Origin of the sequence: Exiguobacterium sp. s146, from assembly GCF_018618415.1 — a bacterium.
Classification (GTDB): Bacteria; Bacillota; Bacilli; order Exiguobacteriales; family Exiguobacteriaceae; genus Exiguobacterium.
The window spans coordinates 927321-948392 of sequence record NZ_JACSMA010000001.1; the positions used below are offsets into that span (position 1 = coordinate 927321).

Consider the following 21072-nt stretch of genomic DNA (forward strand, 5'->3'; position numbering starts at 1 on the left):
AGTAAAATAGTGATGGGTAGAAATTTGGAATGAACATGAGGGGGAAATGCAATGCGTAATCCATTGTTACCGTTTGCAGCGATTGCGATCGTCGCAATCATTGCCATGGTCTCATTATCGTATTTCGGCGTCAACCAAGCACAACAAGCTGCTGAAGGTCCGTCGGTCACTGAGATGAACCCGGAAGACTTGTACGCGGCTAAAGGCTGCACAGGTTGCCACGGTGGAAATCTTGAAGGCGGCGTCGGTCCAGCCTTGACGGGTGTCGGCGAACGTTTGTCAGCAGAAGAGATCACGAACATCATCGTCAACGGTAAAGGTGCGATGCCAGCTGGCCTCGCGACTGCCGAAGAGGCGGACGTGCTCGCAACTTGGTTGCTCGAACAATAAGAGGGAAACGTACTCCTAGCGGGGTACGTTTTTTATTGTCGTCAGTATCAATATTCGTTACCCTAATAGTGAAGAAGTAGAAAAAGGAGTTGTCCCTATGCAAGAACAAGTGACGTTAGACCGACGATTGAAGCAAGTCGTCGATTTCATCCCGAAAGGCAGCGTGGTGGCCGACATCGGATCGGATCACGCCTATGTGCCGTGCTATCTCGTGCAACAAGGTATTGTCGATCGAGCCATCGCCGGCGAAGTGAACCGGGGACCGATGGAGGCGGCCAAAGCGCAAGTCGCGTTGATTGGCGCAACGGAACAGATTGATGTCCGGCTCGGTGACGGGCTCGCCGTGCTCGAAGCAGATGAGGCGACCTGCATCTCCATCTGTGGGATGGGCGGAAGTTTGATTCGGTCGATTTTAGAAAGCGGTCGTGACAAGTTAGGTGCCGTCGAACGGCTCGTCTTGCAGCCGAACGTGGATGGACAACACGTCCGCGAGTGGTTGCTCGACGCCGGCTTCGTCTTAATCGCCGAGTCGATTGTCGAAGAGAACGATAAAGTATATGAGATTCTCGTCGGTGAACGTGGGACGGAGACGCGCTATCATTCGGATGAAACGGAACGGGCGTGGCAGCTCATGTTCGGTCCATACCTGCTCGAGACGCGTCCCGAGGCGTTCAAGCTGAAGTGGGGACGCGAAGCGGACAAGCTCGATTACGTGCTCGGTCAAATGGCCGAAGGGGCACAGACCGAGGCGCTCATCCGGAAACAGGAGGAGTTCAAGACGCTGCGTGACAAAATGAGAGAGGTGAGCAACTAATGGCGAACGGAAACCATGTCATCCAATTGTTTGACGAGTTTGCGCCGAAACATCTTGCCGTCGAGGGCGATAAAATCGGTCTTCAAATCGGTACATTGAATAAACCGGTACGTCGGGTCATGGTGACGCTCGATGTGCTCGAATCGGTCGTCGATGAGGCGATTGAACGGGACGTCGACTTGATTATCGCTCATCATCCACCGATTTTCAGTGCGCTCGAACAAGTGAACGACCGCAGTGCCGCAGGGCGCATCGTCATGAAATGTATTCAGCATGAGATCGCCGTCTATGTGGCCCATACGAACTTGGACGTCTGTCAGGGTGGCGTCAACGATTGGATGAGCGAGGCGCTCGGATTGGTCGAGCCGAAAGTACTGATTCCGACGTATGAAGAACCGGTGTATAAACTGTCCGTGTTCGTCCCGACGACGCACCGAAAAGTCGTATCAGAGGCGCTCGGTCGGGCCGGCGCAGGACAGATTGGTGACTATGCGGATTGTCAGTTCACTGTCGCCGGCGAAGGCCAGTTCACGCCGCTCGAAGGATCCGACCCGTACCTCGGTCGTCACGGGAAAACGGAGCACGTCGAGGAAGTGAAGATTGAAACGGTCGTCACGGAGAGCCGGAAGAAGCGCGTGCTCAAGGCGATGATAGAGGCACACCCTTACGAAGAGGTCGCCTACGACTTGGTTCGGGATGAGATTGACGGGCCCGTCTATGGGCTTGGGCGTATCGGTCGTCTTTCGACCCCGCTCACGCTCGCCGATTTCGCCGAGCACGTGAAGGCGAGTTTCGGCGTCGAGGCGGTCCGTGTCATCGGCGATTCGAATCGAATGATTGAGAAAGTGGCCGTCCTCGGTGGTGATGGCAATAAGTATGTATCGGCCGCCCATTTCAAAGGCGCGGACGCGTACGTGACGGGCGACTTGTATTTCCATGTGGCCCACGACGCGATGGCACTCGGCCTTTCGGTCGTCGACCCCGGTCATCATGTCGAGAGCGTCATGAAGCAAGGCGTCGTCGAGGTCATGCGTCAAAAAGGAGAACGCGCGAAGCTCGATGTCGAATTCTTTGTATCCGAAGCCGATACGAATCCGTTTCGTTTTTATTGATTAGTAAAAAAACGCCGTTCTCCTAGGAGAGCGGCGTTTCGACGTCATTTGCGGAGCGCCTTCACTTTCGGGAGGATGCTACGAAGTTCAAGATAAGGCGTCTTGTCATGTGTGCTCAAATCGAGCGGGTCGTACTGGCTCAAGAAGTCGATCACTTTTTTCGTGATCGGCGTCGGGGTCGACGCGCCCGACGTGACGGCGACGGTCTCGACACCATCGAGCCAAGCGAGGTCAAGCTCGCTCAAGTCACCGATGCGATAGGCGTTCGTGCCGGCAATCTCTTTCGAGACTTGGGCCAGACGGTTCGAGTTGTTCGATTTCGGGTCGCCGACGACGATTAACAGTTCGCAATCGCCAGCTTGTTCGGCGACTGCTTCTTGACGCACTTGCGTTGCATTACAAATCTCGTTATGCACTTCGACGTGCGGATAGCGTGCTTGAATCATTTCAATTAAGGCCGAGACGTCCCATTGGCTCATCGTCGTCTGGTTCGTGACGAGGATTTTCGTCTCGTAGAGATGGGCCGGCAATGCCTCGAAATCTCGTTCATATTGTATGAGGTGGACTTTGCCCGGGGCGACGCCCATGGCACCTTCTGGTTCCGGGTGTCCATGTTTCCCGATATAGATGACCTCATAACCGACGGCCGTCTTTTCACGAATCAAATCGTGCGTGACCAAAACGTCCGGGCACGAGGCGTCGACAATCGTCAATCCTTTCTCGATGGCACGTTTCCGCACGAGCGGCGAGATGCCGTGAGCGGTAAAGACGACCGTTCCGCGGTCGATGGTCTCGAGTGCTTTCATGCGATCTTCGCCGTCGACCGTCTTGACGCCGAGGTCCTCGAACGCTTGGGTGACATGTCGGTTATGGACGATCATGCCGAGTATATGGATGGGACGCGGTAAATCTGGGTTGGCCACAGCTTCGTTGGCGAGCTTCATGGCATCGACGACGCCGTAGCAATATCCGCGTGGACTGATTTTTTTAACTTTCATTTTGTAAGGAACGCTCCTTTCGCGATGCTTTCATACGTATTAGTCTAACATTGTTTCGAAAATACGAAAAGAATTGCGTGTATTCATGCTATAATCTTAAGGTTAGAAAGGAGGGACACCGTGGAACGCTTAAGAACATTGCTTGAAGTTCGAAAATCGTACTTCTTTCAGATTACATTTATTATCTTCATTATACTAGGACTTGTCATCTCTTCACTAGCGTTCTCTGCCGATCGTGTGACGGTGTCCCGGGCGGAAGAGCTAGCGAAAGAACAATTTGATTATGCGATTGACGGGAGTATCGAGAACTTGGAGACGCGACTCGGTAAACTGTATGAAGATTTGGTTTATCTCGGCGCCTACGTCGGAAACGAGACGTACATCGAAGAACGGATTCGTACCGGTTATTTGAATCAGCGCACGAGCTTCACTTCCATCTTTTATTACGATTTACAGGGCGACGCCTTTACCTGGTATTCGCAGCGTCAAGTGCCGGCCACGACGTTGAAGGCCGATGCGAAGTTCAAAGAAGTGCTCAACGGTGGGGGCAACGACTTGTTCATGAGCGAACCGATTTCTATCTCTGGAGACGTCGGGACGTTCTTATACGTACCGGTACTAGAGGATAACCGGTTGGTCGGAATGTTCGGTGGCAGCATCAGCGTGCTCAATTCCGATTTATATCGACGGATGCTCGAATCGGCGAACGACGATATGATTCTTTACTTGTTGAACGAGCGGGGCGAAGTGTTATCGACCTCATTCAATCTCGTCACGGACGCGGAACGGCGTCTGTCCCGTTCGATTATCGAGGCGACGGACGACTATGCGGTGCGGACGGTGTTCAGCACCGAGGATGACGTCATCATGTATGAACCGGACGCACGCGTCACCGGCTGGAGCGTCCTCGCCAAACATAGTACCGATTCCGTGTATGAGGCGGTCTATGCGACGCGTTGGCAATATTTGATGATTACGCTCGTCACGTTCTTTTTAAGTATCATGGTCGGACTGCTCTTATCGAAGACGTTGACGAGTCCGCTCCTCGAGCTCGTGCAAAACATCAAGAAGCAGCAGTCGCTCGAACCGATTCAACTGGAACGGACCGGCTCCAAAGAAGTCGAGACGTTGCTTGATACGTACAACGACTATTCCCGCCGCATGGAGACGGCGCGGCGCGAACAGCTCAGCCAGCAACAACTGTTGCTCCAGCAAGAGAAGCTCGCCTCGCTCGGACAGCTGGCGGCCGGAATCGCTCATGAAATCCGGAACCCGCTCACACCGGTTCAAATCACGTTACAGATGGTGAAAGAAGGCCATAGTAGTCAAGAAATGCTCGACCTCGCCCTGTCGGAGCTCGACCGGGCCAACCATTTGATTACGACGATGCTCACGCTCGCCAAGCCGGACCAGGCGAAACTGCAGGAAGAGTGGCTCGATATGACGGAATTCGCGAACCGCCTCGAATTTTTGCTCGACGCCGAATGTTATAAGCGGGTCACGAATTGGGAATTGAACGTCCCGAAAGACATGCCGCCGTTTTACTGCTCGAGCGATATGCTCATTCAAGTCCTTTACAACTTGTTCAAAAATGCGGTCGAAGCGGTCGATTCGAAAGGGGCCGCCGGGAATGTCACGGTCACGATTCAATTCACGGAGCGGGATTACCGTTTCTTGATTAAGGATAACGGCATCGGCATGACTGAGTCCCAAGTCAAATCGGTCGGGTCGGCGTTTTACACGACGAAAGAGAATGGCAACGGCTTAGGTCTCTATATGATTCGCGAATACTTGAAAGCCGTGAACGGTGAAATGGAAATCGAGAGCGTTGAAGGAGAAGGTACGGCCATGATGATTAAAATCCCAAGGCGGTCGAACCCATGACGAAAGGATTCAAACATTACTGGTTATGGCTGCCTGTCGTTTGGGCATTCTCGATTTTATTGATCACATCGATTCAATTGCCGGAACGGACGAGCGAGAATAACGAAGTCGGTTTCGTCTTCGTCAGTGAGAAGCATGAACACGCCAATAAATTATTGGCTGCTTTCGTCCGCACGGCGAATCAAAAAGGGTTCATCCCTGTCCCGACGACGAGTGAGGACTCACGGGTGCTTGAAAAAGAAAAATTGGACGCCTTGATTGATCGCGGGGTCGAAGCGATTTTCGTGACGACGCTCGACGAGGCGTTCATCCGTCCGTCACTCGAGCGTGCCGAACGGGAAGGAATCCCGATTATCGCGATTGATCGCATGATCGATCATGAGAGCGTATTGACGTCCGTCATGTCCGACAACGTCGAGATCGGCCGCATGGCGGCGAACCATATCGCCGCCCAACACACCGGGCTCGACCGTCCGATTCGAGTCGTCGAAGTGCGCGGGACGGCCAAGGTCCGCTCGACGATTGACCGGAGCCTCGGATTGACGGAATATGATAAGGCGAACGACAACCTTCAAGTCGTCGCCTCCATCACCGGCAACTATGATACGTTCCAAGCCGAGATTGAGATGTCACGCTGGCTCGAGGCCGACATCCCGTTCGATGCCGTCTTCTCGCATAACGATGACAATACGTTCGGTGTCGTCCGTGCCCTCGAAAGTCATGGCCTCAGCGACAAAACACTCGTGTCGGTCGACGGGGTGACGGGGATTTATCCGCTCATTCATAACGGCAAAGTGAATGCGACGGTCGTCCAATCTCCGAACGAGATGATCGAGGTCGGATTCAAAGCGCTCGAACTCCATTTGAGCGGCAAGAAAATCGCACCACACTACTACACATCGAGCTATTTATATGAAGGGCTCGTAAAAGATTAATTGACAAATGATTAGATTCCGCTATGCTAGGAAAAGTGGAAAGAAACAGGAGGTGTATCGATTGAACAGCTTCCAACAGTTCAAATTGTTACCGTTTATCGTCGATGCCTTGACAGAAAAGCGCATCACAGTACCGACGGACATTCAGGCCCGGATTATCCCGGCTGCCATGAATGGCCGCGATATCATTGGGAAATCACAAACCGGGACGGGGAAGACGCTTGCATTCCTCATACCTATTTTAGAAGCAATCGATCCGAAAGAAGAATCGGTCCAAGCCATCGTCGTCGCACCGACGCGCGAACTCGCTTGGCAGATTCACGAAGAGTTGAAAACACTCCTCGTCAAACAGCCGGACTATATTAAAACGAGTCTGATTGTCGGAGGAACTGACCGGGAACGACAAATCGACAAGATGAAAAACCCACCACAACTGATCATCGGGACACCAGGTCGTTTGCTCGACTTGATGAAAGTCCAAGCGTTATTCCCGCACAAAGTCACGCACTTCGTCGTCGATGAAGCTGACCAAATGCTCGACATGGGCTTCTTGCCTGAAGTCGACCGCATCGCGCAGGCGTTGCCGGAAAAACTTCAAACGATGGTCTTCTCAGCGACGATCCCTGAGAAGTTACAGCCGTTCTTGAAGAAATATTTGCACGATCCGCGCTACGCGGAAGCGAGTGAAGAGCATCGTGTCGTTCCGAAAATCAAGCATCACGTCATCCCGGTCCGTCACCGTGACCGTAAGGCGTTGACGGTCGAAATCGCTAAAACGATTAACCCGTTCGTCTGTCTCGTGTTCACGAACACAAAACAAGATGCAGATGAGTTGGAGACGTCGTTCCGCGAGGCGGGACTCAACGTCGGCACGCTTCACGGGGACATGCAAGCCCGTCGCCGTAAGCAAGCGATCAAAGACATCAACGACGCGAAATATCAGTTCGTGATTGCTACCGACTTGGCGGCGCGCGGTATTGATATCAAAGGTGTGTCGCATGTCATCAACTTCGGCATTCCGAAAGACCTCGACTTCTATACGCACCGTGTCGGCCGGACGGGCCGCGCTGGAGAGACGGGCGAAGCGTACACGTTGTATGAAGATCACGAGAACGGTCCGATCAATCGACTCGAAGAGCGTGGTTTCACGTTCAAACATGTCGATGTGAAGAACGGTTCGCTCCAAGAGATTAAGACGCGCAAACGCCGCACGACCGACCGGAAGATGAAAGTCTCACAAACCGCTCACAGCCGGATGGCGGGCGAAATCAAGAAGGCGAAGAAAAAAGTCAAGCCTGGTTACAAGAAGAAGTTCAAGTATAAATTGAAAGAGACGGCCTCACGTGAGCATATGCAGAGCCAACGTAAGGAACGTCGCGAAGTTCGTAAGAAGAACCGTCGCTAAGCAAAAGAAGAATCGACTTCGTGGAGTCGATTCTTCTTTTTGTGTACACTAAAGACAGATGAGAATGAAGGAGAAATGATTATGTTAAAAATTGGTTCCCACGTTTCAGTTTCCGGTAAGAAGATGTTGCTCGCAGGTAGTGAAGAGGCTGTATCTTATGGTGCCAACACGATGATGGTGTATACGGGTGCGCCCCAAAACACACGTCGCAAGCCGATTGAAGACTTGAATATCGATGCGGCGCTGGCCCACATGGCGGCGCACGACATCGAGGAAATCGTCGTCCACGCCCCATACATCATCAACTTGGGCAATACGACGAAACCGGAGACGTTCGAACTCGCCGTGTCGTTCTTGGCCGCTGAGATTAAACGGGCCGAGGCGCTCCAAGTCGCCCGTCACGTCGTGCTCCATCCGGGTGCCCATGTCGGTGCCGGCGAAGATGTCGGACTCGCCCGCATCATCGAAGGGTTGAACGAAGTGCTCACCGGCGATGAGACGGTCAAAATCGCGCTCGAGACGATGGCCGGCAAAGGCAGCGAGCTCGGCAAGACGTTCGAGGAGCTGGCGACGATCATCGATGGGGTGACACATAACGATCGCCTGTCGGTCTGCTTCGACACGTGTCACGTCCACGACGCAGGTTATGACCTCGTCGGCGATTTGGATGGTGTCATCGAACAATTCGACAGCATCGTCGGACTCGATCGTCTCGGTGTCATTCACGTCAACGATTCGAAGAACGTCCGCGGCGCGAAGAAAGACCGGCATGAGAATATCGGGTACGGGGAGATCGGGTTTGATACGTTGAACCGCATCATCCATCATGAGGCGTTCACCCACTTGCCTAAAATCTTAGAGACGCCATATATTCCAATCAGTGAGAAAACGAAAGTGGCACCGTATAAGCAAGAAATTGAGATGTTCCGAGCGAACCGCTTCGATGCTGAATGGCGCGAACAGTTCACGCTCTCGCACCAATAAGATGAGCCTCATTCGAATCGACCCGAACGTGTATGATGTCTGGTCCGCGCTCCCGACGTATTTTCAAGAAGCGAGCCCGTTTTATGTCGAGGGGCGGATTGACGAGGCCACGGCCTGGATTGAGATTGTCGGACACGGGATCGTGGCCGAAGTCGAGGTCATGCTCGTCGAGACGACAGAGCGCCCGTTCGACCGCTATTGGCGGACGGAAGCGGGGCCAGAGATGACAGCGTATAGCCTCGTCGACGTGATCGGCCTTGATTTTCATCACCCGTTCCTTCGAGCCGGGATGTATGAAGGAGATGCGGACGACGTCATCCGCACCAAATGGGAGCAAGGCTACCGCGTCCCTTCTGCGAAATGGACCCAAGACACGTATCGTGCGCACTTGACCGAGGAACAGGCGTTGTCCCAACTCGCCCCGACGACCGTCTGTGCAGCGTGCGGGGATGACTTGAACCGTTTCGGCGCAATCGGGATTCAACTGATGGAGTATCATCTTGAAGCGGGGAACGGCACGTGGCTTTGTCCGACGTGTCACAAAGCAAAACATTACGAGATATAAAAAAACGAAGCCCGCAGGCTTCGTTTTTTGCATTAAAATGGCCAGTTCGCGAGTGCGAATTGATATACTTTCATCCCAAGAAACACGCCGAAGATGCCGATGACGCCAGGTAAGACCGGCGGGGCAGGGAGCGGCAACTTCAAAGCGGTGAAAATCATGCCACAAATGAGACCAGCGAGCAATGACAATAGGATTTCTTGCATGAATGATTCCTCCATAATCGAAATGAAAACGCTTTATTAACAGGTAACCGAACTTATTATACAATGTTCATTCTCGTTTGAGAAGTCTAACATCAGTCATCTGTCATTTTCTCGTTTTCAGCCCGTAAGCGAAGGACTTCTCGCTCGGCCCAGTTCGAAGGTTCCCGTTCGAACACGCTCGGAATGTTGTTCCAGCGCCCCCCTGTATATTGGTGGATGATGATTTGAGATTGAATCCGTTCTTGTCCAGCTTCTTGTTTTAAGTAGACGTAACTGCCGTCGGCGCGCTGGATTCTGGCTTTCACGTTATCGACGAGTTGCAAGGCGAGCATGTCTTTAATGTACGATTTATGTCCCGCGTCAAGAATCGGGAAGAGAATCTCGATCCGTTTGCGCATGTTGCGGGTCATCCAATCGGCAGACGAGCAATACAAGTCTTCTTTTCCGTTTTGATAGAAGTAGAAGATGCGTGAATGCTCCAAATAGCGGTCGATGATGGAGATGACGCGAATATTTTCCGAGATGCCTTTAATGCCCGGACGTAGACAGCAGATGCCGCGGACGATTAAATCGATTTTGACGCCGGCCTGCGAGGCGTCGTATAGTTTCGTGATAATCGGTTTATCGGTGATCGAATTCATCTTGGCGACGATTCGACCGTTGCCGTACTTCTCGTGGAGCTTGATCTCGTCGTCAATCTTTTGAAGGAAGAAGTCGTGCATATCGTCCGGCGACGTCTCGAACTTATGCCACGACGGACGCTCTCCGTACCCGGACAGCCAGTTGAAGAAATTGGTCGCGTCCTCGGCGAGCTCTTCATTCGTCGTCAACAAGCCGATGTCGGTGTACAGTTTGGCCGTCGAGTCGTTATAGTTGCCGGTGCCGAGATGGACGAACCGTTGTAACACACCGCCTTCGAGAATGCGGACGACGAGCGTGATTTTCGAGTGGGTCTTTAACTCTTTATAGCCGTAAATGACGTGGGCGCCGGCCTTCTCGAGCTGCTTCGCCCATTGGATATTCTTCTCCTCATCGAACCGGGCCTTCAATTCGACGAGCACCGTCACTTGCTTCCCGCTCTCGGCCGCATCGGTCAGCGCCTTGATGATCGGCGAGTCGCCGGAGACGCGATACAATGTCTGCTTGATGGCGAGCACGTTCGGGTCTTTGGCCGCCTGGGCGATGAAGCGGACGACCGGGTCGAACGAATGGTACGGATGATGGAGCAAGTAGTCTTTTTTCAATACCGCCTGGAATAAGTCCTTCCCCGGTTCGAGTCCTTCCGGGACGAACGGGATGAGCGTCTCGTTGATCATCTCGTCATATTCAATCCCGATTTTATTATAGACGCCGAACAAGAACGTCAAATCGATCGGTCCGTCGACGAGGAAGATGTCTCGGTCATGTAGGTCGAGCACGTCCTGGAGCATGAACAGCAACGCTTTACTGAGCGACCGTTGCTGGACCTCGAGCCGAATCGCGACCCCGTATCGCCGTTTCTTTAACTCTTTCTCGATCTGTTTCAAGACGTCGCGGCTGCCTTCCTCATGGAACGGCATATCGGCGTTGCGCGTGATGCGGAACGGCATCGTCGACTCGACTTCGAACCCTTTGAACAGCGAGTCGATGAACTGGATAATGACGTCCTCGAGCAACATCAAGTCCGTATGTTCCTCATCGTCGGTCGGCAGTTCGAGATAACGTGGCAACACGGCCGGCACTTGGACGAGGGCGAGCCGTTTCTTGCCTTCATCGGTCGAGGCGATCTCGACGGCGATGTTGAGCGATTTCGACAACAGCATCGGGAACGGCCGATAGGCGTCGACGGCAATCGGTGTCAAAACGGGGAAGACGTGCGTCCGGAAATAGAGTTTGACGAACTCGAGTTGCGCCTTATTCAAATGTTTCGGCCGCAAGAAACGGACATTCTCCGCGGCGAGCTGTTTGAGGATCTTCTTATACGTCGCGTATTGAATCTCGACGAGTTCTTGCGCTTTAATCGAGATGGCTTTGATTTGTTGCTTCGGCGTCAGCCCGGCCTTGTCTTCGGGACGGTTGAAGCCGGCGAGCACCTCATCTTTCAATCCGCCGAAACGGACCATATAAAATTCGTCGAGGTTCGAACTGAAGATGCCAAGAAATTTCAGTCGTTCCATGAGCGGATTGCGTTCGTCCATCGCTTCCTGTAAGACGCGCTCGTTGAAACTCAGCCAGCTGAGCTCACGGTTATTGAAATGTTCGGGTAAGTAGACGGTCATGACTCTCTCTCCTCTACACGTAACTCGATCGGTTGGTCAATCGCACGTTCCAAATGTTTTTTATGGCGGATGCCGCGCTGTAGTTCAAAGCGCGGAGATGTGTGCGTATGAAGCGTCAAGACAAGACCTTCATCGTTCGAGGATACCTCGACGTTCTCGACGACTTGACGTTCGGTCAAATCGAGCGCGTCGACGAGCTTGACGATTGAGCCGAGCAACTCTAGGCTCTTCAACATCTTCGAGTCGAACCATTCGGGGAAGCCTTCGATATGTTGGTCAAGCAGACGCCTCGATTTATACGACGTCACCAAGGCGAGGGCGAGCCGGTCCTCGTTGTTCATCCCTTTAAAGTCGTTCGTCGTGATCAAGTGGAACGTGTGATCGCTCTTATTGTTATGGTCGATATATTCTCCAACATATGCGAGTCGGCACGCGCCCTCTAAGAGTCCGGGTTCGAACGGTTTCGCTTTAATCGTCTTCGTCTCAATCAAACCGGTATAGATTTGGCGAGCCAGGTGAATCAAGTGTTGATGCCGGACCAGATCGACGGCGTATTGTTTCTCGAAGTGACGGAAACTCTCTTCTTTGACGTCCTCGAAACGGACCCGATTATTTTCTGATAAGTAGTATTCATAGAACAAGCCCTCGCGTAGCCCGTTATTGCTCATCATGAACTCAGGTACTTTCAAATAGCGGGCCAACTCATCGATGGCGGTCACGGCCGGGGCGATGATGTCCATCCGGTCCTTCGACAAACCGTCGAGACGCCCGAGCTGTTTCGGCGACATGTGAATGAGTTCATCGACGACGTCATGGAGCCGGTCGGCCCCAATCGTATATTGGTGAATCCCTTCGAGCGGGAACAAGGACAGCGATTGTTCGACCCGGACGAGGTTTCGGGCCGTCCCGCCGACACCGACGAGCGGGACGCCGTGCGGCTCGAGCCAATCAATCTCTTTAAACGACTTCTTCAAGAACGCCGTCAACTGTTTGCGTTCTTCTTTCGTGAGCGTGTCACCTTTCATGAAATCCTCGGTCAGCGTCACGGCCCCGAACGGGAAGCTGTGATAGAAGACGAGCTCACGGTCCTTAAAATAGGTCACTTCCATCGAACCACCGCCGATATCGACCGAATAGCCGTCCTCGATATACGTCGAGTTGATGATGGCCGAGTAGCCGTAAAACGCCTCTTCATAGTCACTCAACAACCGAATCTCCATACCGGTCGCTTGCCGGACTTCTTCTAAAATGGCCTCGGAATTGCTGGCGTTGCGGATGGCGGCCGTCGCGACGGGCAACACTTCTTTCACTTCGTGATGCACGTTCAAGCGATGAAAGTGGTTCAGCGTCTCGATGAGCGCCTCGATGCCGGATTCGGACAGTTCATTGTCATCGGTGATATGGCTCGACAGCCGAGCCACTTCCTTCACGTTCAACCGTTCAAAATACTGGCCGTGGCCGTTCACTTCAAAAATGACGTTACGAATCGAGTTGGACCCGATATCGATGACTGCTAGTTTTTTCTCCACGGAAAAACCCCCTCTGCGTTATCTCTAGTGTACAACGAAGATCATCAAAATACATTCGGATTTCAGTTCGTGCGACGTCAATCGGCTCGCGTCGCCTCATACTTGAAGCATGGACTGATATTCTGTATAATACAGACGCCAAGCAAGTAGAAATGATTACGATTTATCACACGAGAGAAGGGTAGCTTATGACGACATCCGTCGTAAAATTAAATCATGTTTCCTATCATTACGATGGGACCGCCGCGCTACAGGACGTGTCCATCGAGATTAAACAAGGCGACTTCGTCGCCGTCGTCGGGGAGAACGGGTCCGGCAAGTCGACGCTCATTCGGACGATTCTTGGCCTGTTATCGCCGCAAACCGGATCGGTCGAGCTGTTCGGACGTCCTCAAGGACAGTTTAAAGACAAGTCTCGTATCAGTTACGTTTCCCAAAAAGCCGCGTCCTTTAACTCAGGATTTCCGGTGACGGTCGAGGAAGTCGTCGCCATGGGCCGCTATGGACGCCTCGGTCTATTCAAACGGTTGAACATCGAAGACAAGGCGGCCATCCAAAATGCGCTTGAGACGGTCAATATGTGGCAGTTCCGACATCGGAAGATTGGTAGCCTGTCAGGCGGGCAGCAACAGCGCGTCTTTATCGCTCGAGCCATCGTCAATCAACCGGATTTGCTCATCTTGGATGAGCCGACGGTCGGGGTCGACCAAAAACATTTGCGCGACTTTTATGAGGTGCTCCATCTGTTACGCGAGCACACGTCATGCACGTTCATTCTCGTGACCCACGATTTGAACGTCGTCACCGACCTCGTCACGAAAGTCGTCCATCTCGATCACGGCCGGATGGCGTGCAACTGTGGCTTAAAAGAATATAGTGAGCTCGGCGAATTGACGGCGATTAAGCCGTACCCGGTCAAAGTGCTCGTTCATGAAGGTACGTCATGATTTCGGATCTGTTCACGTACAGCTTTTTACGTTATGCGTTCATCGCAGCCGTCGTCATCGGGTTCACTGCGCCGCTCATCGGTTCGTTCGTCGTCGTCAGACGAATGAGCTTGATTGCCGACGCGTTGTCTCATATGACGCTTGCCGGAATCTCGTTCAGTCTGTTCCTCGGGCAGTATATTCTGCTGTTCAGCGACTTGAACCCACTCTACCTGGGGACCCTCGTCTCGGTCCTCGCCGCGCTCGGCCTCAATTGGCTCCGCGGAAAATACGTCCATTTTCAAGAGTTGTCGATTCCGATCATGATGTCGGCCGGGATGGGACTCAGTGCCATCTTCATCTCGTTATCGCGCGGATTCTCGATTGATTTGTCGACGCTCCTGTTCGGATCGATTTCGGCGGTCAGTTTATCAGACATTTGGATGATTCTCGCTGTGGCGGGCATCACGTTGCTCGTCATCGTCGTATTTTATAAACAGCTGTTGTTCTTGTCGTTCGATGAAGAACAGGCGAAAGTGTCGGGTCTGCCGAGCACGATGCTCCACGTGTTGTTCATGTTCGTCGTCGCGCTCGTGATTGCCGTCAGTATGCGGATCGTCGGTACGCTGCTCGTCTCGAGCCTGATCACATTGCCAGTCGCGGCCGCGCTCCGGTTCACGAACAGCTTCAAACAGACGATTGTTTGGTCAATCGTGTTCGGGGAAGTCGCGACGATCGGCGGACTCGTCCTTGCCTATGAGCTCGACGTCGCCCCGGGTGGTGTCATCGTCTTGCTCGCCGTCATCATCTTAGCCGTCGTCATGTTGGCCGAACGACTCGGACTCGCTCGGAAGAAGGAGGTTCGTTATGAAGGAAACTGAACAATTGACCCGTCTGCAATCGTCGTCGCTCAAAGTGACACCGAAACGGATTGAGATGTTTGCCTTTCTCGCAGCTGAAGAGCGTTACGTCAGCGCCAAGGACGTCCTCGACTATATGCGGGCGAAACATCCGACGATGAGTTTTGACACGGTATACCGCAACTTGAAATCGTTCGCCGAGGAAGGGTTGCTCGAAGCGACCGAATTGAACGGAGAGAAGGCGTTCCGCGTCACATGTGGGTCGAATCATCATCATCACCATTTGATTTGCCGCGGTTGCGGCAAGACGAAGCTACTCGAACTGTGCCCGATGCGCTTTGTCGAGACGCTCGATCCTGATTTTGAGGTCGTCGATCATAAATTTGAGATTTACGGGTATTGTAAACAATGTAAGTGACGAGAAGGGATTGTGAATTCAATCCCTTTTTTGTCGAATCGAGAGAGGGGGAGTCGAGATGATTTACACCGCAGCCGAAATCAAACAGGCCGATGCGTCGGCACTTCACCAAGGGATGCCGGGCGACGTCTTAATGGAGCGGGCAGCTTCGGCCGTGGCGGCACGTCTGACCTTCCCAGCCCACTCGTCTGTCCTCGTCATCTGCGGGGCTGGCAACAACGGTGGGGATGGCTGGGTCGTGGCCCGAGAATTGGTACAGCGAGGGTGTGACGTCTCCGTATATGCCCCGTTCGGTGAACCGAAGTCACCGGAAGCGGGACGGCATGCGGCGTATGCGCGCCGGTTCGTCACCATCGTCGAGGAACCTCGAGACGCAGACTATATCGTCGATGCCTTGTTCGGGGTTGGATTTCACGGTCCGGTCACTGGAACAGCGAGAGATGTCATCACTTGGGTGCGTGCACAAGCGGCACCCGTTATGGCCATCGATGTACCGTCGGGTGTCCCGAGCGATGACGCGACGGGATTTGACGGTCATGCCGTCGAAGCGGAGACGACGTTTTCGCTACACGGTTATAAACGGAGTGCCTTTTTATCACAGACGGCCCCGTATTACGGCACGGTCGAGGTAGTCGAGATTGGACTGCCCCACACGTCTGAATGGCGCGTCTTGACGGAGTCAGACTTTGACCGGGACTTACTCGAGCGCGATCCATACGGACATAAGAATCGATACGGTCATGGTTGCTTGATTGGCGGGAGCCGTCATTTGATGGGAGCTCCGTTCTTAGCCGCCCGGGCAGCGCTGCGAACGGGAATCGGGTTGCTCGACCTCGCCATCCCGCCCGAAGCGCTCGTCATGGCGTCGAGTTTACCGGAGGCGATGTATTACACGATCGATGAGTTACCGGACAAAGCATATGCGGCTACAGCAATTGGTCCGGGACTCGTCGACGACGAACGGTCGGACCGGTTATGGCGAACCGTCAGTCGTCAATCAAAACCACTCATCGTCGATGCGGGCGCTTTGACGACGAGTCATCTTGAGGCAGCGGGTCCACTCACGTTGACGCCGCATCCGGGGGAGTTCGCCCGCTTGACGGGACTGTCTGTCGCCGAGATTGAAGCAGACCGGTTCCGGATCGCGTCGGACTTCGCCCGCCAACACAGGATTCACCTCATCTTAAAAGGGACGCATACGCTCATCGTCAAACCGGACGGGACGGGAGCGGTCAATACGATTCAAGCCGAGGCCCTCTCGAAAGGAGGGAGCGGCGACGTGTTGACCGGCATGTTGCTCGCGCTATGGGCTCGGACGGACCGAATCGACACGGACCCGTCTCCGAACGAACAAGCCGTCCTGTGGCACGCCCTCGCGGCTCAAGCCGCGAGCCGGCAGATGCATCCAGCGAGTGTCCTCGCAACGGACGTCATCGAAGCGATTGGACGCATATAAAAAAGCCCCATACACAATGGATACTCTTATCCAACGTGTATGAGGCTTTTTTTAAATGGTGATGGACTTGGTCGTCTCGAAGTGATTGACGATGTGTTGCGCCTCGTTCCAAGACGAAATTCGTTTCACCCCGTCCGGTAACGGTTTGCGGTTATACGGCGCATCGAACAATAGGACCGGAATATTCGTCTGTTCATGGATCGAGATGGCGTTTTCGTAACGGTCCTCCATGAACAAGTCGAGCGCGAGCTGTTTGACGACGCCGACCTTGTCATGGCTCCCTGTCATGATGAGCGAATCGAGTGGGAGCTCATGTTGCCGAATCCACTCCTCGGTGACGGAGCGGACGGCTTCACTACGAGCTGTGACGTAATGGAGACGGTGTGCTTTTCGCATGTGCCAGAGAACGGCGTTCACTTCAGAGTGGGGAAGTGAGCGACGATAAATCGCCTCCTCGTGGCCTTGCTCAATCATGAAGCGCCAAAATGCCTCTTGTGTCATATCTGTATACGTATGCAACTCATATTCGGTCGCCTGATGGTAATCGATGGCGTACCCGAGTGCGTCGTTCATGTAATGAAAACAACTTTGCGGATCCGTGACGGTTCCGTCGATGTCTATTCCAATATGCATGTTCGTCCCTCCTTGCTCATAACCCTTATTGTACCAAAAGCCCGCTCGGTTGCAACCGAGCGGGCGAAGGATTAGTTAGATTGGTTGGCGAGTTCTTGCTCCTCGAGTTCACGAGCGGCAAGTTTCTCGGCGACGATGGCATCGATTTCTTTCTTCAATTCTTCGACCATCGTGGCTTCCGGGACTTTACGGATGATTTTTCCGTGACGGAACAGCAAACCTTCGTTACGGGCACCGGCGATACCGATATCGGCTTCACGGGCTTCACCCGGTCCGTTGACCGCGCAGCCGAGAACAGCGACTTTAATGTTGACGTTGATGTTCTGGATATACTCTTCTACTTCTTTCGCGATTGAAATCAAGTCGATTTCGATGCGTCCGCATGTCGGGCACGAGATGAGTGTCGCCGCGTTGGCCGCGAGACCGAACGATTTGAGTACTTCTTTGGCGACTTTGATTTCTTCGACTGGGTCGTCAGATAGCGAGACGCGGACCGTCGAACCGATACCGAGCGAAAGGATTGCCCCGAGACCGGCCGCTGACTTGAGTGATCCCGAGAAGAGCGGGCCCGATTCCGTAATTCCGACGTGGAGCGGGTAATCGAACGTCTTGGCCGCGAGCGTGTACGCTTCGAGGGCCAAGTTTACGTCAGACGCCTTGAGCGAGATGATCGTGTTATAGAAGCCGAGGTCTTCTAAGATTTTCACGTGGTGCATGGCACTCTCGACCATTCCTTGTGCCGTCGGATAACCGTACTTCTCAAGGAATTGCTTTTCGAGCGAGCCGGCGTTGACACCGATACGGATTGGGATGCCTTTTGCTTTGGCGGCGTTGACGACCGCTTCAACTTTCTCACGACGACCGATGTTACCCGGGTTGATTCGAATCTTATCTACACCGCTCTCGATGGCTTTGAGCGCCAATTTATAATCGAAATGAATATCGACGACGAGCGGGATATTGATGCGGCTCTTGATTTCAGCGAGGGCATCGGCAGCGCGCTCGTCCGGGCAAGCGACACGGACGACTTGGCAGCCTGCTTCTTCGAGACGTAAAATCTCGGCGACGGTCGCTTCTACGTCATGCGTTTTTGTTGTCGTCATCGATTGGATGACGACCTCATTCGATCCACCGATGATGAGGTTACCGACACGAATCGGACGAGTTAATGAACGATGCAAAATTTCTGACATATACGTAATCTCCTTCTTTTGGAAAGGTTCCAATCGATTTAAGATGGTTGGTTTCCTTCTTATCATAACGAAATGTTTGTGAAAAAGCACCCAGCAAGCGCTTGCGAGATGTGCTCTGACGAAACGCTAACGTTATCTTAACAGATGCTTCATAATTTTCCACCGTCTACAGACCGATTTATGTACGCGGAAAATGGGATGACACTTGTTGTCAGGAACGTGTCTTCTTGATTGGAGCTTGGAACAGCGGAACAATCAAGTACATGAGTAATAGAAGAATCCCGAACCAAGCCGCAGATGGTGCGATGTGATACAGAACGACGAGGCTGACTGTCGGAATGAGCGACATCGCGACCGTATACGGCCAGGCTTGGCGATAGGCCCACATCTTCTTTGTACGCCATCTCGTGACGAGTTGGACGAGCAGGGCGCTTAGAGCGACGAGTCCCATATAGAAGAAGAAAATCGCAAAAGCATGTAAAAACAACCACATCGGCCAAAAGAAATCGGGTTGTAACACGATGTAATCTAACACCGTTACCGTCAACGTCAACATCAAACTCGCCAACATATAGGCGTGGAGCGGGGCCAAACGAAGGCGAAGCGCCTGTTTTGATGGGTAAAGGCTATGACGTACAAACTGAATCGTTGTCTTGAGCATAAACGGAACTCCAATCTGTTATAGTACAAACTCTAAAAAACAAACAAAAATCATACAGTGGATTAATAAAACCTTAACATTAAACCTGTTTACATCGACTGGGTGATGCGGGCATAATGAGTAGGGCATTAAAAACCAAGCAAACACAACTAACTTACAATCAAAAGGAGTACAAAAATCGTGGAATACAATTTGCAAGAAATGTTATTCATGTTTTTTGGAGGATTAGGGATCTTCCTCTTCGGTATCAAATCGATGGGAGACGGCCTCCAAAAGTCAGCAGGTAACCGCCTGCGTGACATCCTTGATAAGTATACATCGAATCCGTTCCTCGGAGTACTGGCAGGTATTATCGTAACGGTCTTAATTCAATCGTCGTCAGGTACGACCGTCATCACGGTCGGTCTCGTCAGCGCTGGCTTTATGACGCTCCGTCAAGCAATCGGCGTCATCATGGGTGCGAACATCGGGACGACGGTGACGGCATTCATCATCGGTTTCGACGTCGGCGCCTATGCGTTGCCGATTATCGCGATCGGTGCGATTCTCTTGTTCTTCTTCAAAAAAGAGAAGTTGCAACATTTGGGTCAAATTTTCTTCGGTTTCGGGATGCTCTTCTACGGTCTCGAACTCATGGGAAGCGGAATGAAGCCACTTCGTTCAAGCGAATATTTCATCGACTTGACGCAATCAATGAGTGACAACCCGTTCCTCGGTGTCATCGTCGGTACGGTCTTCACTGTCATCGTTCAATCGTCATCCGCAACAATCGGGATTCTACAAGAATTGTACGCCGGCGGATCAATCGACTTGGACGCGGCACTTCCGGTCCTCTTCGGAGACAACATCGGGACGACGATCACAGCGGTACTCGCTTCAATCGGTGCCTCGGTCGCAGCCCGTCGTGCGGCAGCAGCCCACGTCATCTTTAACATTGTCGGGACGACCATCTTCATGATTTTGTTGATTCCGTTCACACAATATATTTACTGGATCACAGACTTCTTAGCGATTGAAGACAAGATGCAAATCGCCTTCGCCCACGGGACGTTCAACGTCGTCAATACGTTCATCCAGTTCTGGTTCATCGGAACGATTGCATGGATCGTGACGAAACTCGTACCAGGTGAAGATTCAATCGTCGATACGAAAGCGCAGCACTTGGATCCAATCTTCATCCAACAGTCACCATCAATCGCGGTTGAACAAGCGAAGTTTGAAGTCATCCGCATGGGTGATTTCGCGAAACTCGGACTTAATGAGGCGCGGAACTATATGGCGACCGGTGATAAGAAGCACGCTGAGAAGTCGGCGCATATCGAAGAAGCGCTCAACTCGCTCAACTCGAAAATCACGGATTATCTTGTGAAACTCGCCGCTGTCGATTTGACGGAGCAAGAATCACAAGAACACAAGACGCTCATGCACGCCATCAACGACATCGAGCGCATCGGTGACCACGTCGAAAATATCATCGAGTTAATCGATTATAAGACAGCGACACGCGTCACGCTCTCAACTGACGCTCAAAAAGAATTGACGGAAATGTACGATTTGACACGTGCCACGCTTGAGAAGTCGCTCCAGACGCTCGCGAGTGGAGACATGGTCGAAGCCCGTCAAGTCATCGAAATGGAAGCGAAACTCGATATGCTCGAGCGACAATTCCGTAAAAACCACGTCGTCCGCTTGAATACAGGCGAATGTGACGGTCAAGCAGGTATGTTCTTCGTCGATATGCTCTCGAACTTGGAGCGAATCGGTGACCACGCAATGAACATCACAGAGATCACGCTTGAAGATGCTACAAACGAAGTAACGGTTTAAGCGATTACGTTTCCCTCCGGT

General features: G+C 52.7%; 20 protein-coding genes. 13 read left to right on the forward strand and 7 right to left on the reverse strand.

Going from position 1 to position 21072, the window contains the following annotated elements; genetic code table 11:
- Window positions 1-51 precede the first annotated feature (51 nt).
- The 3 genes from cccA (at window position 52) to KNP83_RS04765 (ending at window position 2316) form a co-directional block, all read left to right on the forward strand.
- Entirely contained in the window at window positions 52-390 is a 339-nt protein-coding gene (gene cccA, locus KNP83_RS04755; RefSeq protein WP_021065699.1) for a cytochrome c550, read from the forward strand.
- Window positions 391-487: 97 nt separating this feature from the next.
- Window positions 488-1204, forward strand: coding sequence for a tRNA (adenine(22)-N(1))-methyltransferase (locus tag KNP83_RS04760; protein WP_214760991.1), 717 nt, complete (start codon window positions 488-490; stop codon window positions 1202-1204).
- Window positions 1204-2316 (forward strand): Nif3-like dinuclear metal center hexameric protein, encoded by a 1113-nt coding sequence (locus tag KNP83_RS04765; protein ID WP_214760993.1) that lies wholly within the window; start codon window positions 1204-1206, stop codon window positions 2314-2316. The genes KNP83_RS04760 and KNP83_RS04765 overlap by 1 nt, the downstream gene beginning before the upstream one ends.
- A 44-nt stretch (window positions 2317-2360) precedes the next feature.
- On the opposite strand, the gene KNP83_RS04770 is transcribed toward KNP83_RS04765, so the two are convergent.
- A complete protein-coding gene (locus tag KNP83_RS04770) occupies window positions 2361-3314 on the reverse strand; it encodes a 4-hydroxy-3-methylbut-2-enyl diphosphate reductase (protein ID WP_214760995.1) in 954 nt (317 codons plus the stop codon).
- 120 nt (window positions 3315-3434) lie between these two features.
- Between KNP83_RS04770 and KNP83_RS04775 the strand changes: the two genes are divergently transcribed.
- From KNP83_RS04775 to KNP83_RS04795, 5 genes are all read left to right on the forward strand, one after another.
- Window positions 3435-5198: an ATP-binding protein gene (locus KNP83_RS04775; protein WP_214760996.1), complete on the forward strand. Its 1764-nt coding sequence runs from the start codon at window positions 3435-3437 to the stop codon at window positions 5196-5198.
- On the forward strand, window positions 5195-6133 hold the full coding sequence (locus tag KNP83_RS04780; protein ID WP_214760998.1) for a sugar ABC transporter substrate-binding protein: 939 nt from the start codon (window positions 5195-5197) through the stop codon (window positions 6131-6133). Before KNP83_RS04775 ends, KNP83_RS04780 begins: the two co-directional genes overlap by 4 nt.
- Before the next feature lie 52 nt (window positions 6134-6185).
- Window positions 6186-7538, forward strand: coding sequence for a DEAD/DEAH box helicase (locus KNP83_RS04785; protein ID WP_353048513.1), 1353 nt, complete (start codon window positions 6186-6188; stop codon window positions 7536-7538).
- An 81-nt stretch (window positions 7539-7619) separates the two neighbouring features.
- Complete coding sequence (locus KNP83_RS04790) at window positions 7620-8522, forward strand: deoxyribonuclease IV (RefSeq protein ID WP_214761003.1); 903 nt, start codon at window positions 7620-7622, stop codon at window positions 8520-8522.
- Window positions 8482-9087, forward strand: coding sequence for a hypothetical protein (locus KNP83_RS04795; RefSeq protein ID WP_251139181.1), 606 nt, complete (start codon window positions 8482-8484; stop codon window positions 9085-9087). Before KNP83_RS04790 ends, KNP83_RS04795 begins: the two co-directional genes overlap by 41 nt.
- Window positions 9088-9119: 32 nt before the next feature.
- Here KNP83_RS04795 and KNP83_RS04800 read toward each other — a convergent pair whose 3' ends face one another.
- From KNP83_RS04800 to KNP83_RS04810, 3 genes are all read right to left on the reverse strand, one after another.
- Window positions 9120-9290: a DUF1427 family protein gene (locus KNP83_RS04800; protein WP_021065708.1), complete on the reverse strand. Its 171-nt coding sequence runs from the start codon at window positions 9288-9290 to the stop codon at window positions 9120-9122.
- A 92-nt stretch (window positions 9291-9382) separates the two neighbouring features.
- Window positions 9383-11548: an RNA degradosome polyphosphate kinase gene (locus KNP83_RS04805; RefSeq protein WP_214761005.1), complete on the reverse strand. Its 2166-nt coding sequence runs from the start codon at window positions 11546-11548 to the stop codon at window positions 9383-9385.
- Window positions 11545-13077 carry a Ppx/GppA phosphatase family protein gene (locus KNP83_RS04810; RefSeq protein WP_214761008.1) on the reverse strand — a complete coding sequence of 511 codons (1533 nt, stop codon included), beginning with the start codon at window positions 13075-13077 and terminating at the stop codon, window positions 11545-11547. The genes KNP83_RS04805 and KNP83_RS04810 overlap by 4 nt, the downstream gene beginning before the upstream one ends.
- A gap of 188 nt (window positions 13078-13265) precedes the next feature.
- Between KNP83_RS04810 and KNP83_RS04815 the strand changes: the two genes are divergently transcribed.
- From KNP83_RS04815 to KNP83_RS04830, 4 genes are read left to right on the forward strand one after another with little or no spacing between them, the layout of a single operon-like run.
- Window positions 13266-14024: a metal ABC transporter ATP-binding protein gene (locus tag KNP83_RS04815; RefSeq protein ID WP_214761010.1), complete on the forward strand. Its 759-nt coding sequence runs from the start codon at window positions 13266-13268 to the stop codon at window positions 14022-14024.
- Window positions 14021-14884, forward strand: coding sequence for a metal ABC transporter permease (locus tag KNP83_RS04820; RefSeq protein WP_214761012.1), 864 nt, complete (start codon window positions 14021-14023; stop codon window positions 14882-14884). The genes KNP83_RS04815 and KNP83_RS04820 overlap by 4 nt, the downstream gene beginning before the upstream one ends.
- Window positions 14871-15281: a Fur family transcriptional regulator gene (locus KNP83_RS04825; RefSeq protein WP_214753275.1), complete on the forward strand. Its 411-nt coding sequence runs from the start codon at window positions 14871-14873 to the stop codon at window positions 15279-15281. The genes KNP83_RS04820 and KNP83_RS04825 overlap by 14 nt, the downstream gene beginning before the upstream one ends.
- Window positions 15282-15339: 58 nt before the next feature.
- Window positions 15340-16737 carry an NAD(P)H-hydrate dehydratase gene (locus tag KNP83_RS04830; RefSeq protein WP_214761014.1) on the forward strand — a complete coding sequence of 466 codons (1398 nt, stop codon included), beginning with the start codon at window positions 15340-15342 and terminating at the stop codon, window positions 16735-16737.
- A 51-nt stretch (window positions 16738-16788) separates the two neighbouring features.
- Here KNP83_RS04830 and KNP83_RS04835 read toward each other — a convergent pair whose 3' ends face one another.
- The 3 genes from KNP83_RS04835 to KNP83_RS04845 all read right to left on the reverse strand — a co-directional run bounded on the left by KNP83_RS04835 (window position 16789) and on the right by KNP83_RS04845 (window position 19224).
- Window positions 16789-17370 carry a hypothetical protein gene (locus tag KNP83_RS04835; protein WP_251139182.1) on the reverse strand — a complete coding sequence of 194 codons (582 nt, stop codon included), beginning with the start codon at window positions 17368-17370 and terminating at the stop codon, window positions 16789-16791.
- Between the two features lie 71 nt (window positions 17371-17441).
- Window positions 17442-18563, reverse strand: a complete 1122-nt coding sequence (gene ispG / locus KNP83_RS04840) for a flavodoxin-dependent (E)-4-hydroxy-3-methylbut-2-enyl-diphosphate synthase (RefSeq protein ID WP_021065716.1) — start codon at window positions 18561-18563, stop codon at window positions 17442-17444.
- 211 nt (window positions 18564-18774) lie between these two features.
- Window positions 18775-19224, reverse strand: a complete 450-nt coding sequence (locus tag KNP83_RS04845; RefSeq protein WP_251139183.1) for a hypothetical protein — start codon at window positions 19222-19224, stop codon at window positions 18775-18777.
- Between the two features lie 180 nt (window positions 19225-19404).
- Here KNP83_RS04845 and KNP83_RS04850 point away from each other — a divergent pair, with 180 nt between their 5' ends.
- Window positions 19405-21051, forward strand: coding sequence for a Na/Pi cotransporter family protein (locus KNP83_RS04850; protein WP_214761016.1), 1647 nt, complete (start codon window positions 19405-19407; stop codon window positions 21049-21051).
- Window positions 21052-21072 lie beyond the last annotated feature (21 nt).

Bases quoted from the DNA above. Each gene is read 5' to 3' on its own strand.
- KNP83_RS04845 (WP_251139183.1), bottom strand. From the start codon at position 19,224: ATGCTCAAGACAACGATTCAGTTTGTACGTCATAGCCTTTACCCATCA.
- ispG (WP_021065716.1), bottom strand. From the start codon at position 18,563: ATGTCAGAAATTTTGCATCGTTCATTAACTCGTCCGATTCGTGTCGGT.
- KNP83_RS04765 (WP_214760993.1), top strand. From the start codon at position 1,204: ATGGCGAACGGAAACCATGTCATCCAATTGTTTGACGAGTTTGCGCCG.
- cccA (WP_021065699.1), top strand. From the start codon at position 52: ATGCGTAATCCATTGTTACCGTTTGCAGCGATTGCGATCGTCGCAATC.
- KNP83_RS04830 (WP_214761014.1), top strand. From the start codon at position 15,340: ATGATTTACACCGCAGCCGAAATCAAACAGGCCGATGCGTCGGCACTT.
- KNP83_RS04760 (WP_214760991.1), top strand. From the start codon at position 488: ATGCAAGAACAAGTGACGTTAGACCGACGATTGAAGCAAGTCGTCGAT.
- KNP83_RS04820 (WP_214761012.1), top strand. From the start codon at position 14,021: ATGATTTCGGATCTGTTCACGTACAGCTTTTTACGTTATGCGTTCATC.
- KNP83_RS04800 (WP_021065708.1), bottom strand. From the start codon at position 9,290: ATGCAAGAAATCCTATTGTCATTGCTCGCTGGTCTCATTTGTGGCATG.
- KNP83_RS04795 (WP_251139181.1), top strand. From the start codon at position 8,482: ATGCTGAATGGCGCGAACAGTTCACGCTCTCGCACCAATAAGATGAGC.
- KNP83_RS04825 (WP_214753275.1), top strand. From the start codon at position 14,871: ATGAAGGAAACTGAACAATTGACCCGTCTGCAATCGTCGTCGCTCAAA.
- KNP83_RS04780 (WP_214760998.1), top strand. From the start codon at position 5,195: ATGACGAAAGGATTCAAACATTACTGGTTATGGCTGCCTGTCGTTTGG.
- KNP83_RS04815 (WP_214761010.1), top strand. From the start codon at position 13,266: ATGACGACATCCGTCGTAAAATTAAATCATGTTTCCTATCATTACGAT.
- KNP83_RS04835 (WP_251139182.1), bottom strand. From the start codon at position 17,370: ATGCATATTGGAATAGACATCGACGGAACCGTCACGGATCCGCAAAGT.
- KNP83_RS04790 (WP_214761003.1), top strand. From the start codon at position 7,620: ATGTTAAAAATTGGTTCCCACGTTTCAGTTTCCGGTAAGAAGATGTTG.
- KNP83_RS04805 (WP_214761005.1), bottom strand. From the start codon at position 11,548: ATGACCGTCTACTTACCCGAACATTTCAATAACCGTGAGCTCAGCTGG.
- KNP83_RS04770 (WP_214760995.1), bottom strand. From the start codon at position 3,314: ATGAAAGTTAAAAAAATCAGTCCACGCGGATATTGCTACGGCGTCGTC.